Below are 12,497 nucleotides of genomic sequence, written 5' to 3' on the forward strand. Positions count from 1 at the left end.
GCCGGCGCACCGCGCCGGACCCCCGCAGCTTCTTGAGCATCCGGCAGCTTCCCGACACCCTCGTCAACCAGATCGCCGCAGGCGAGGTCATCGAACGCCCGGCGTCGGTGGTCAAGGAACTGGTCGAGAACGCGCTTGACGCAGGCGCCCGCCGCGTCGACATCGACCTCGAGGAAGGCGGCGTGCGCCTGGTGCGCGTGCGCGACGACGGCCTTGGCATCACGCCCGATGAACTGACGTTGGCGGTATCGCGGCATGCGACCAGCAAGATCGCATCGCTCGATGACTTGGAAGTGGTGGCCACGCTCGGCTTCCGCGGGGAGGCGCTGCCTTCCATCGCATCGGTGAGCCGTTTCACGATCAGCTCGCGCCGCGTGGATGCCGACCATGGGGCCGCGCTGTCCGTGGATGGCGGGCGGGTGGGCGAGGTCGCGCCCAGGGCGCATCCACAGGGCACGACGGTGGAAGTCCGCGACCTGTTCTACAACGTGCCCGCGCGGCGCAAGTTCCTGCGTGCCGAGCGTACCGAGCTGGGCCATATCGAAGAGTGGCTGCGCTCGCTGGCGCTGGCCCGCCCCGACGTCGAGCTGCGGGTGTCGCACAACGGCCGCGCCTCGCGCCGCTATCGCGGGGGCGAAGGCGTAGGCCTGGCGTTGGACGATGGCGCCGCGCGCCTGGTCGAGACCCTGGGCGAGGGCTTTGCGCAGGCCGCGCTGCGGGTCGAGCACGCGACCCTGCCACGCCCTGTGGACGAAGGCCGCGACGCCGCCCCCGCGCTGCGCCTGCACGGTTGGATCGCGCAGCCGACGTACTCGCGTGCCAGCGCCGACCAGCAGTACCTCTACGTCAACGGCCGCGCCGTGCGCGACCGAAGCGTCGCGCACGCGGTGAAGCAAGCCTATGCCGACGTGCTGTTCCACGGTCGCCAGCCCGCCTACGTGCTGTTCCTCGAACTCGACCCCGCACGGGTGGACGTGAACGTGCACCCGGCCAAGCACGAGGTTCGCTTCCGCGACGCGCGCATGGTCCACGACTTCGTCTATCGCGCCCTGCATGAGGCCCTGGCCGGCACGCGCGCCGGCAACGCGCCGCTGGTGGCCGCGGTCACCACCCAGGCCCAGGTCTCGCGCGAACTGGCCGCGCGCGTGGCCGAGCAGTCGAACCTGTCGCTGCGCGGCGATGGCGTGCGCGATGCCTACGCGCTGCTCTACGGTGCCGCAGGCAGCGTCGTGGACGGCGCCGGTGCGGCGATCGGCGAGGGCGGAACCGCCGTGCCCGGCGCGACGCACGCCGCGTGGGCGCAGATGCCCGCCACGCAGGTGCCCATGCCGGACACCGGCGACGACGGCATCCCGCCGCTCGGCTTCGCGATCGCGCAGCTGCACGGCATCTTCATCCTGGCCGAGGCCGCCGACGGCATGGTCGTGGTCGACATGCACGCCGCCCACGAGCGCATCGGCTACGAGAAGCTGAAGGCCGCGCACGACGGCGCCGGCCTGCGCGTGCAGCCGCTGCTGGTGCCGCAGGCGGTGGCGGTGAGCGAGCGCGAGGCCGACATCGCCGAGCGCGAGACGGCCACGCTTGCCGAACTCGGCTTCGAAGTTTCGCGCACCGGCCCGCAGTCGCTGCTGCTGCGCGGCGTGCCCGCGCTGCTGGCGCAGGGCGACACCGAATCACTGCTGCGCGACGTGCTCGCCGACCTGCGCGAACACGGCGAGAGCCGTCGCGTCCGCGCCGCCCGCGATGAGCTGCTGTCGACCATGGCCTGCCACGGTTCGGTGCGCGCCAACCGGCGGCTGACCATTGCCGAGATGAACGCATTGCTGCGCGACATGGAAGCAACCGAACGCTCCGGGCAGTGCAACCACGGCCGTCCCACCTGGACGCGCATTCCGTTAGCCGACATCGATCGCTGGTTCATGAGGGGACGTTGATGACCAGATCCACGCTGCGCGCGGCCACCGCCGCGACTTGTCTCGTTCTTGCCGCCGTACTCGCCGCCTGCGGCTCCGGTGCCCCATCCCTCGAGGCGGACGACGATGCCGCCCCCGTGCCGGAGGCCAGCCCCGAGCTGCGCGCTGCCGAGCAGCAGTGGCGCGACGAACGCCGCGAAGGCCTGCTGGCCGAAGACGGCTGGGCCAGCGTGGTCGGCCTGCACTGGCTGGAGCTGAGGGCGCACTACATCGGCAGCAGCCAGACCAGCGGCATCCGCCTGGCACACGGGCCGGAGAAGCTCGGCCTGGTACAGCAGGACGCGGGGCGCGTGTACTTCACGCCCGAGCGCGACGTGGCGGTCACCGTTGACGAAGCGCCGGTCAAAGGGCGCATCGAACTGCGGGACGAACCCGATACCGGTCCGGTCGAACTGGTGTTCGACGAAGGCCGCGGCAGGCTGTCGATGATCAGCCGCGCCGGCCGCCGCGCACTTCGCGTGAAGCACGCCGATGCGCCTGCGCGTACCGGCTTCGGCACGATCGCCTACTGGCCCGTCGATGCCGGCTGGGTGCTGGACGCACGCTTCGTCCCGCATCCCGCAGGCCGCACGATCGAGATAGCCAACATCGTCGGCGGCACGGATCCGATGCCCAACCCGGGCGTGGTCGAGTTCAGCCGGGACGGCGTGGACTACCGGCTCGAAGCGCTGGAAGGCAGCGATGGCGGACTGTTCCTGATCCTCGCCGACCGCACCAGCGGCCACGACAGCTACGGTGCCGGCCGCTATCTCGATACCGCGGCCCCCGACGCGCAGGGCCGCGTCACGCTCAATTTCAACCGTGCCTACAATCCACCGTGCGCGTTCACCGACTTCGCCACTTGCCCGTTGCCGCCGCCGGACAACCGCCTCGACCTCGCCGTGACCGCGGGCGAACAGGCCTATGCCAGGCCCGCATCCGCGGCATCCGGCAGCTGACACAACACCACCAAGGACTTCCATGACCAAGACAGGGAATCGGGCGCGTTCGCCCATGTTGATCGTGGCCCTGGCCGCAAGCGTCGCCATTGGCGCCACTGCCGCGGCCGTGGCCGCCCCGCAGGCCGGATCAAAGCCGGTCCCGGCCGCCACCGCCACCGCCAAGGCGCCGCCGGTGCCCCTGCTGTGGAAGGTGTCCGACGACAACAACTCGCTGTACCTGCTGGGCTCGTTCCACCTCCTGCTGCCCGACGACTACCCGCTGTCGCGCGACGTCGACATGGCCTTTGCCGACGCCGAGAAGCTGCTGTTCGAGATATCCCCCGACGAACTGGCCTCGCCGCAGCTCGGCCTGCAGATGGCGCAGGCGGCGTTGCGCACCGACGGCCGCACGCTCAACGATGAACTCGGTCCGGAGCTTGCCGCCAAGCTCGCGAGCTGGGGCAGGGAGAACGCGGCGCAGCTGGCCGCGACCGGCATGAACGTCGAGGTCCTGCAGCGCTTCGAGCCGTGGTTCGTCGGCACGATGATCACGGTGTCGCAGATGATGGCGCTCGGCTTCGATCCCTCGATCGGTCTGGACGCGCACATGGGCGGACTCGCGCAGAACGCGCAGAAGCCGACCGCCGGACTGGAAACCGGTGCCCAGCAGATCACCTTCCTGGACGGCATGGATCCGGCCGAGCAGCTGCAGATGCTGGAGCAGGCGCTCGACCAGGCCGAAGCCGGCGCGGACCTGATGCTTGAACTCCACGGCGCGTGGCGCGCGGGCGACACACAGGCGATCCTCGACGGCACCGTGACCGAGATGCGGCGCGACTTCCCGGCGCTGTACCAGGCGATCAACGTCGGCCGCAACGACGCCTGGCTGCCGAAGCTCGAGGCGCGCCTGCGCGAGGACGGCGAGGACGACACCCTGGTGGTCGTGGGCGCCATGCACCTGCTGGGCGAGGACGGCGTGGTCGAAAAGCTGCGCGCGAAGGGGTATGCGGTCGAGCGCGTGTGCTCGGCCTGCGCGTCGCCCTAGGGCCGGGGCGGCACCATGACGATGCAGTCCACCGGGCAGGCCGGCAGGCACAGCCGGCACCCGGTGCACAGCGGTTCCAGCACCACGTGCATGCGCTTGCTGCCGCCGATGATGGCGTCAACCGGGCAGGCCTGGATGCACTTGGTGCAGCCGATGCAGTCGGCCTCGACCACCAGCGCGAGTTCCGGCGGGCGATGCTCGCCGAGTCCGCGATCGTAGGGCAGGGCCGGCACCGCCAGCAGCTTCGCCAGGGCGCGGGCGCCGGCGTCGCCACCGGGCGGACACCGGTCGGTATCCGCCTGGCCCGCGGCCATGGCTTCGGCATAGGGACGGCAGCCGGCATAGCCGCACTGCCCGCACTGGGTCTGCGGCAGCAGCCGGTCGAGGCGTTCGATCAGGGCGTCGTGGCCGCCCACTGGCCTCAGCGCACCGGCATCCCGGGCGCGGCCGCGGGATCGGCGCCCAGCAGGGCCAGCTCGCCGGCATCGAAGCCCGCCGACAGGATCATCCCCTCGCTCAGGCCAAAGCGCATCTTGCGCGGCGCGAGGTTGGCGATGAAGACGACGTTGCGGCCAACCAGCGCAGCAGGTTCCCCGTAGCTGGCGCGGATGCCGGAGAAGATCTGCCGCGTGCCGAGTTCGCCAGCGTCGAGTTCGAAGCGCAGCAGCTTGTCGGAGCCTTCGACGAACTCGCAGGCGAGCACCTTGCCGATGCGCAGGTCGAGTTTGGTGAAGTCGTCGATGGTGATGGTTGGGGCAGCGGCGTCGGTACCCGTGCCAGTGGCGGGTTTCGCGGCAGGGGTCGCGGCGGCGTTGGATTTCGCGGTTGCAATTCCGGGGGGCGCGATCGCAGCTATAGCCGCTCCCCCCGGGGTAGCGGTGGGAGCGGTCGGCTTGAGGTCTTCCTTGCTGGCTTCGGTCATGGCGGCGATCTGCTTCGGGTCGATGCGGGTGAACAGCGGCTGGTAGGCCTGGATGCGATGGCCGGTCAGCGGTGCGTCGAGGTCCTGCCACCGGGCGAGCGGCGCGTCGAGGAAGGCCTCGATCTGTGCGCTCATTGCCGGCAGCACCGGACGCAGGGCGCCGGCCAGCACGCGGAACAGGTTCAGGCCCTGCGTGCACACGGCCTGCAGTTCGGCGTCGGCGCCGTCCTGCTTCGCGATCACCCACGGTTTGCGCTCGTCGATGTAGCGGTTGGCCTCGTCGGCCAGCGCCATCACCTGGCGCAGCACGCTGGCCGGCTCGTTGCGCTCGTAGGCTTCACGCAACGGCGCCAACGCCTCCACGAAGCGCACGTACATCGCCGGCTCCGGCAGCGCGTCCGCCAGCATGCCGTCGAAGCGCTTGCCGATGAAGCCGGCGCAGCGGCTGGCGAGGTTGACGAACTTGCCGACGATGTCGGAGTTCACGCGTGCCACGAAGTCGGCGAGGTTGAGGTCGATGTCGTCGACGCCGCCGGCCGACTTGGCGGCGAAGTAGTAGCGCAGCGCTTCGGGCGGCAGGCCCGCGTCGAGGTAGCTGCGGGCCATCACGAAGGTACCGCGCGACTTCGACATTTTGGCGCCGTCGACGGTCAGGTAGCCGTTGACGTGCAGCCGCGTCGGCGCGCGGTGACCACTGCCGTGCAGCACCGCCGGCCAGAACAGGCCGTGGAAATTGATGATGTCCTTGCCGATGAAGTGATGCATCTCGGCCTGGCTGTCGGCGCCGGTGAACGCGTCGTAGTCCAGGCCGTCGCGCTCGCACAGCGCCTGGAAGCTGGCCAGGTAGCCGATCGGCGCGTCGATCCAGACGTAAAGGTACTTGCCCGGGTGGCCGGGGATCTCGAAGCCGAAGTAGGGCGCGTCGCGCGAGATGTCCCAGGCGCGCAGGCCGCCCTCGCCGTCGAGCCATTCCTGCAGCTTTGCCTTGACTCCGGGCACGGCCACATCGCCGGCCAGCCATTCGCGCAGGAAGGACTCGAACCGGCCCAGTTCGAAGAAGAAATGTTCGCTTTCGCGCAACTCGGGCGCGGCGCCGCTGACCACCGAGGTCGGGTCGATCAGCTCGGTGGGCGAATAGGTCGCGCCGCAGTGCTCGCAGTTGTCGCCGTACTGGTCGGCGGTGCCGCAGCGCGGGCAGGTGCCCTTGACGTAGCGGTCGGGCAGGAACATGCCCTTGACCGGGTCATAGAGCTGCGCGACCGAGCGCCTGGCGATGTGGCCGGCTTCGTCCAGGCGCGTGTAGATCGCCTCGGTCAGGGCGCGGTTGCGCTCGGAATGGGTCGAGTCGTAGTGGTCGAAGGCGACGCCGAAGTCGGCGAAATCACGTTCATGCCCGGTCTGGATCCCGGCGACGAAAGCCTCCGGTGTGGTCCCGGCCTTTTCCGCGGCCAGCATGATCGGCGTGCCGTGGGTGTCGTCGGCGCAGACGTAGTGCACCGTGCCGCCGGCCATTCGCCGCGCGCGCACCCAGATATCGGCCTGCACGTAACCGACCAGATGGCCGATGTGCAGGGGACCGTTGGCGTAGGGCAGGGCGTTGGTGACGAGCGCGGGGCGGGGCATGTGGGCAGTCGGTGACGGACGGCCGGTGATTATCGCACGCGGTCCCAAGAGTACCTGGGACGCCCGGGAACAGAAAAGGCCCGGCGATTGCCGGGCCCTTGAAGGCGACTCAGCGCGGAGGCCGTGTCACTCGCGGATCCACACCTGCTCGCGGCAGATGAAGGCCACGCAGCCCGAAACGCCGAGCTTGTCGTCGTCGATGAGCTTGAGCTTGGACTTGTAGGTCTTGCCCTTGGCCGGGTCGAGGATGGTGCCGCCCTCCCAGCCGTCACCACCCGGGGCCAGGCCCCAGAGGATGGTCATGCCCTTGATCGGCTTGTCCTTGTTCGCACCCTTGCACTTGTCGCAGGTCGGATTGGGGCCGCGGTCCGACTGCAGGATGTCCACCACCTGGCCCCGCAACGTGCCGCCGGACTCGGTGATCTCCACGATCGACTTCACCTTGCCGGTCTCGTCGTCGATGGTCTTCCAGCGTCCGGTGGGGGCGGTGGTCTGCGCGTTGGCGCCAGTGGCGAAGAGCGCCGCCAGTGCGAACACAAGGCAGGAAAGGTGGGGGGTACGCATTGTTGCCTCCAGTGGGTGCGGCGCCGCCGTGGCGGCTACGCCCGTTATACCCGCTGCGTGGACCGAAGAGAACGGCCTTGAAACAGCTGGCTCGAGGGAATTGCATTTCGCGCTGCGGCGCGCACGCCACGCCGTCGATTGCCACAAAAAAGAAGGGCGACGTTGCCGTCGCCCTTCCGGTCTTGCCGTGTTGCTTGGATCAGAAGCGGTAGGTCACGCGTGCGAACGCGGTGCGGCCGAAGTAGTCGTACTGCGTCGCGAACGCCGGCACGTTGCCATAGCGCGTGGCGGTACCGGTCGACACCTGCGGCGGCTGCTTGTCGAACACGTTGCGGATGCCAACCAGCAGGCTCCAGTCGGTCTGGTCGTAACGCACCGAGGCCGAATGGTAGAACGCGTCTTCCGCGGTGATGTCACGGAAGCTGTTCGGACGGCCCAGGTAGATGAACTCCTCGTTGATGTCGAGGTTCTTGGTCGAGCCGACGTACTCGGTACCCCAGGTGTAGGTCATGTCGCCACGCACCAGCTGCGCGGAGAGCGAGCCCACGAGGCGCGGACGACCGATGTAGCCGAGGTTGTCCGACTTCGACTGGCCGCTCGCGGCAGCGGAGTCGAACAGCTGGGAGACGTCTTCCTTGGTGTAGGTCAGCTGGCTCTCGAAACGCAGCTTGCCGAACGAGAAGTCGTCGTCGTAGTTCACGATCAGGTCGTAGCCACGGGTGCGCTGGCGGTTGACGTTGACGTACTGGCTGTCGATGGTCGTGATCTTGTTCGGCTCGGAAGCGTGGTTGGCCGGGTTGCGCTCGAACAGGTCGCAGAAGTTGTTCGGGTAAACAGGCGAACCGTAGCAGCCGAACAGGATGTCATAGGCGCCCAGCTGCGCGATCTGATCCCGGACATCGATGTCGAAATAGTCGACGGCGATGCTGATGTTCGCGAACTCGGGCGTGAACACCACGCCGACGGTCTTCGCCATCGACGTTTCCGGCTTCAGGATGCCGACACCACCACCCGAGACGACCGTCGCCGAAGACGTACCCAGGCCGGTGTAGGTCGGGGCAATGCCCGCGGCCTGGCAGTTGGCGCGGATGAAGTCGTTGGTGCTGTCACCCCACTCCACGCAGGGATCGACCGCGGTCTGCGCGAGGAAGCCGGTCTGGTTGCCCAGGTACAGCTCGTACAGGCCCGGTGCGCGGAACGAGGTGCCACGAGTGGCGCGCGCCCGCAGCGACGGGATGATCTGCCAGTTGAGGCCCATCTTCCAGACGTTGTCGGTGCCGTCGACCGTGTCGTACTGGAATACGCGGGTCGAACCGTTGAACGTCAGCGACTCGAAGCCCGGGACGCCCTTGAGCACCGGAACCTCGAACTCGAGGACCGCTTCCTTCACCGAGTCCTTGCCCTTCGTGACCTGGGCGGAGCTCTGGCCCCACAGGTCGCCGTTGCGCGACAGGGCGCTCGGCTGGTCGTCGATGCTGTACCGGCGGTACTCGAAGCCGACGGCGGCCGCTACCGGGCCGGCCGGCAGCTCGAACACCTCGCCGGTGACCAGGCCGTTGACGGTGTACTGGTCATAGACGGTGTTGCCGGTGTGCCACTCGCCGATGACGGAAGCCAGCTCGTCCATCCGCTCGCCGCTCAGGAAGCCGGGATCGAAGTAGTCGAGGGTGGGGGCATCGTCGCTCCACTGCCAGTCACCGGTGCGCGAGCCGACGATCGAGAAGGCGCTGTAGTCGCCGTCCGAACGCGAACCCGTGGCGTTGGCTTCCCACGCCCAGGTGTCGGTGAACGACAGCAGGCCGTCGAGCTTGGTGGCGAGGTACATGTAATCGATCGAGATGTCCTGGTCGGACCGGAACGGCATGATGACCTGCGCGAGGCCGCCGGCGAGCGGGTTCACGAAGCCGGGCGAATTCGCATACTGGTACGGGCCGTTCTGACCGCCGACGTAGGGGAAGAACTGGCGGAAGCCACGTGCTTCGGTCTCGCGGTGGTTGTACAGGAACGTCGTCTTCCAGTTGAACGAGTCAAAGCCGAAGTCGGACGACGCGAAGAGGTTGAAGCGCTCCTGGCGGTTGATGATGTCCGCGGTGTTGAGGAAGTCGAAGTTGGTGACGTCCTCGTAGTACGCCTGCGGATTGGTGGCCGTGAAGTTCTGGTTCGTGCGCGGGCGGTAGCCCGGGAACGGACCGATGGTCACGCCGTCGGGCGACGGGATGTAGCGCACGCCCGTGATGGCGTCGTTGATCGAGTTGGCATAGAGGCGCGTGGTGGTGCAGCCGCCGAGCGAGGTGCCGGCGAGGATCGAGCGGTCTTCGCGGTCGATGCGATTGCCGTCCGCGTCCCACACCAGTTCCTGCGGGCAGCGGAAGAAGTCGCGGTCGCCATCCTTGAGGGCTTCGGCCAGGTAGTACTCACCGGCCAACACGATGCTGCCACTGTCGAAGTTCCAGCCGGTGGCGCCGGACACGGTGAAAATCTCGCCGCCGGTTTCGAAGGGAACGCGGGCGTTGACGGTGATTTCCGGACGATCCACCGTCTTGCGGGTGATCACGTTGACCACGCCGGCGACGGCATCCGAACCGTAGATCGAGGACGAGCCGTCCTTCACGATCTCGGCGCGCTGGATGATCGAGGAGGGAATCACGTTGAGGTCGAATGCGCCGACCTGGCCGCGCGTACCGGCAGGACCGGGGCGCTGGCCGTCCAGCAGGACCAGGGTGCGGTTGGCACCCAGGCCACGCAGGGACAGGGACTGCACGCCGGTGCCGCCTTCGACCACGAAGCCGGAGAACTGCTGGCTGATCTGCATGGAGCCCGCCGCAATGCTCGACTTCTGCAGGAATTCCGCGGTGTCAACCTGACCCAGGGCGATGCTCGTATCCGCAGTGATCACCTGAATAGGCGAGGTCGATTCGTACTCGGTGCGGCGAAGCAACGAGCCGGTGACCGTGATCGTGTCGAGCTGGGTGGCATTGGCCCTGGTTTCTTGCGGCTGCTCTTCCTCGGCCGGAGCGGGCTGCTGCTCTTGGGCCTGTGCAGCGGTGATGCTCAGGCCGGCGACAATGGCGACGACCAGCGGAAGGCGACGGAACGCCTGACGGGAACTACGCATGCTTGATGACTCCCCTAGGTGGTTTTAACTGGAACTTAATGACTATATGAGGCAATTAACGGTTACGCAACACACCCCCTGTAACATCGCGCGGGCTTCTTGACCCGCGCCGGCTGGCCTCTCCTCACAGGCCACCTTCCCCGCAATCCTCGCGCAAGAACGAGTCGATCAGCCCCAGCGAGGTCACCTGGTGCCGCGGGTACCAGGGCATCGAGTGGGGCATGTCGGCGATCAGTTCGAACTTGGCATCCACGTTGCCCTTCACGCCGTTGTAGAAATCCTTTGCGTGGAACGCGGGCGTGCGCACGTCACGGTCGCCTACGAACAGGAGGACCGGGATTGCCGCCTGCGTCGTCTGCCGTATCGGATCCATGCCCGTCACCGTGCGGCCTTGCAGGATGCGCTGGATGCGATTTTCGCTCCAGGTCGTGCCGAGCCGGCCGAGATTGGTTACCGGAGCGCCAGAGATGGCGCACTGATACGGAGAGTTCGGCCGGACCACCGCGGCGGCGGCGGCAAAGCCACCATACGAATAGCCGAAGATCGCGATCCGGTCCCGGGCCGCGATGCCCTCCGCTACCATCCATGCGGCCCCGTCGTCTTTGTCGTCCTGCATCCGCAGGCCCCACTGGTTGTCTCCTGCCAGCCAGAGGTCGCGGCCCAAACCCATCGACCCGCGGTACTGCGGACGCAACACGGCGTAACCGCGCGATGTCAGGAAGGGCACCCAGCCCGAGACATCCCAGCCGCCGTAGTCTCGCGCCCATGGGCCACCGTGCGGGTGCACGATCGCCGGAAGAGGCGCGTCGCCCTTCTTCCAACCCGCAGGAAGGTCAAGAATGGCCGGGATGGTGCGACCGTCGCGTGCCTTGTACTTCACCAGGCGCTGCTCGCCCACGCCGCTGGTGTCGAGCCCGGGGCGCTCTTCGCCCAGCGGCATGACCTGCTTGCGGTCGACCAGCAGGTGATGCGAGGGCGGCTTGCGGTTGCTCGACGTCGTGAACAGGACCCTGGAGCGGTCGTCGTTGTAACCGCCAATGCTGACCCGCTGGCCCGGGTAGGCCTGAACGAGGCCGTCGTGGATCGCCTTCATCTCCGGGTCCACGAACACCTGTTCGCGGCTCAGTCCATCGACGACGAACCCCAGGACCTTGTTGAAGTTGCTTGGGGTGTCCCCGAAGATCAGGCCGCCAATCGAGAACTCGGGATGGGCCGCGAGCGGTTCCGGGTCGAAGCGGCGGGATTCCGGGTCGTACATCCGGGCCTGGACCAGGTTTGAGTACTTGTCGGTAAGCACATAGAGCTTTCCAGACGTCTCGTCGATGCCGACGACATCGACCGTGTAGCGTTCGCTCAGGCGCTGGCTCAGCTCCGGATGTGCCACGAACTCGCTGGTCCCGGGCTTGCGGACCGAGACCTTCTGCTCGTACTCGTCCGTGCCGGCCGAGACGAGTTCCACCCGGGTGACCGCCTCGCCGGTGCGCGGATGGAAGAGCCCCGGGCTGGTCCGGCCGCCGGCGCGCAGCAGCAGTTCCGTGGCCCCGGTGCGGAGGTTGTACTTGTAGTAGTTGGCCGACAGCGTCATCTCGTTGGTCTGCGCCACGACCACATGCTCGGGATCCAGCGGCAGCAAGTGCACCAGCGAGGCGGTGCCTGCGATCTCGAGGCAACGCTGCGTCTGTTCGCTCACGCCGATCCGGCGGGTGTTGTCCGCGAAGGCGTCGGCGAACTTGGCGTGCGTGGCGTCGGTCAGGTAGGCCTTGGAAACGAAGGTCCGGGTCGCCCCCGAGACGCTGCCTTCCCCGCAGCCGCCCAGCTGGCCGGTCCATTCCTGCCGTCCCAGGACCAGCAGGCGGTCAGCCTTGAGGGCGCTGGCATAGATGAACTTCATGCGGTCTCCCGAAGGAGTGACTGTTGCGCCCTTGGACATGTCGTCCAGGTTCCAGGTGGCCAAGGCCGTGTCCTGGCGGTCGCTGCCGGGCAGCGCGACGATCGCCACCAGCTGCTTGCCGTCGGCACTCATGGAGGGCGACTGGATCATGGGAACCTGCGCGAGGTCCTGGATCGGAATCGGCTTGGCGGCCTCTGCCGCGCCCGCGAACAGGGTGGCGCAGGCGAGGATGAGGAGTGGCTTCTTTGTCATCTGGCAGTGTCCTGTTGCGTGCGTACGTCGAATGGCGCTGTTCACCCGACGTTAACAGAACTCAAAAGCCCGCAATAGGCCCACTCGTCTCGCCTGCATGCGCGCTTTGGCGCAAGCTAGCCGTCTGTCAAAAAGCGAAGCGGAGAAGGTCGAGTGGCATTTTTCAGGAAGGAGCCGGACACGGCGGCAACG

8 protein-coding genes are annotated in these 12,497 nt (G+C 67.7%); 3 read left to right on the plus strand and 5 right to left on the minus strand.

The annotated features are described in order from the left end of the window. Positions 1 to 32 precede the first annotated feature (32 nt). The 3 genes from mutL to ACW5E8_RS04060 are packed head-to-tail and all read left to right on the plus strand — an operon-like array spanning position 33 to position 3,938. A complete protein-coding gene (gene mutL, locus ACW5E8_RS04050) occupies positions 33 to 1,934 on the plus strand; it encodes a DNA mismatch repair endonuclease MutL (RefSeq protein WP_456964200.1) in 1,902 nt (633 codons plus the stop codon). Further along, complete coding sequence (locus ACW5E8_RS04055; RefSeq protein ID WP_456964201.1) at positions 1,934 to 2,911, plus strand: DUF1684 domain-containing protein; 978 nt, start codon at positions 1,934 to 1,936, stop codon at positions 2,909 to 2,911. Before mutL ends, ACW5E8_RS04055 begins: the two co-directional genes overlap by 1 nt. A 22-nt stretch (positions 2,912 to 2,933) precedes the next feature. Further along, positions 2,934 to 3,938 carry a TraB/GumN family protein gene (locus tag ACW5E8_RS04060; protein WP_456964202.1) on the plus strand — a complete coding sequence of 335 codons (1,005 nt, stop codon included), beginning with the start codon at positions 2,934 to 2,936 and terminating at the stop codon, positions 3,936 to 3,938. Here ACW5E8_RS04060 and rnfB read toward each other — a convergent pair. From rnfB to ACW5E8_RS04085, 5 genes are all read right to left on the minus strand, one after another. After that, positions 3,935 to 4,354, minus strand: coding sequence for an Rnf electron transport complex subunit RnfB (gene rnfB / locus ACW5E8_RS04065; protein ID WP_456964203.1), 420 nt, complete (start codon positions 4,352 to 4,354; stop codon positions 3,935 to 3,937). The two genes, ACW5E8_RS04060 and rnfB, sit on opposite strands and share 4 nt — an antisense overlap. Before the next feature lie 5 nt (positions 4,355 to 4,359). Further along, entirely contained in the window at positions 4,360 to 6,483 is a 2,124-nt protein-coding gene (metG, locus tag ACW5E8_RS04070) for a methionine--tRNA ligase (RefSeq protein WP_456964204.1), read from the minus strand. A 126-nt stretch (positions 6,484 to 6,609) separates the two neighbouring features. Next, positions 6,610 to 7,059 (minus strand): DUF2147 domain-containing protein, encoded by a 450-nt coding sequence (locus ACW5E8_RS04075; RefSeq protein ID WP_456965237.1) that lies wholly within the window; start codon positions 7,057 to 7,059, stop codon positions 6,610 to 6,612. Positions 7,060 to 7,246: 187 nt separating this feature from the next. Further along, the gene (locus tag ACW5E8_RS04080) at positions 7,247 to 10,162 is read right to left on the minus strand and encodes a TonB-dependent receptor domain-containing protein (RefSeq protein WP_456964205.1); all 2,916 of its coding nucleotides are present in this window, start codon (positions 10,160 to 10,162) and stop codon (positions 7,247 to 7,249) included. 124 nt (positions 10,163 to 10,286) lie between these two features. After that, on the minus strand, positions 10,287 to 12,305 hold the full coding sequence (locus ACW5E8_RS04085; RefSeq protein WP_456964206.1) for an alpha/beta hydrolase family protein: 2,019 nt from the start codon (positions 12,303 to 12,305) through the stop codon (positions 10,287 to 10,289). Between the last annotated feature and the right edge of the window lie 192 nt (positions 12,306 to 12,497).

The organism is Luteimonas sp. A649 (assembly GCF_054072735.1).

Excerpts from the sequence above, each read along its gene's own strand:
- ACW5E8_RS04060 (WP_456964202.1), top strand. The coding sequence starts at position 2,934 with ATGACCAAGACAGGGAATCGGGCGCGTTCGCCCATGTTGATCGTGGCC.
- ACW5E8_RS04055 (WP_456964201.1), top strand. The coding sequence starts at position 1,934 with ATGACCAGATCCACGCTGCGCGCGGCCACCGCCGCGACTTGTCTCGTT.
- ACW5E8_RS04080 (WP_456964205.1), bottom strand. The coding sequence starts at position 10,162 with ATGCGTAGTTCCCGTCAGGCGTTCCGTCGCCTTCCGCTGGTCGTCGCC.
- ACW5E8_RS04085 (WP_456964206.1), bottom strand. The coding sequence starts at position 12,305 with ATGACAAAGAAGCCACTCCTCATCCTCGCCTGCGCCACCCTGTTCGCG.
- metG (WP_456964204.1), bottom strand. The coding sequence starts at position 6,483 with ATGCCCCGCCCCGCGCTCGTCACCAACGCCCTGCCCTACGCCAACGGT.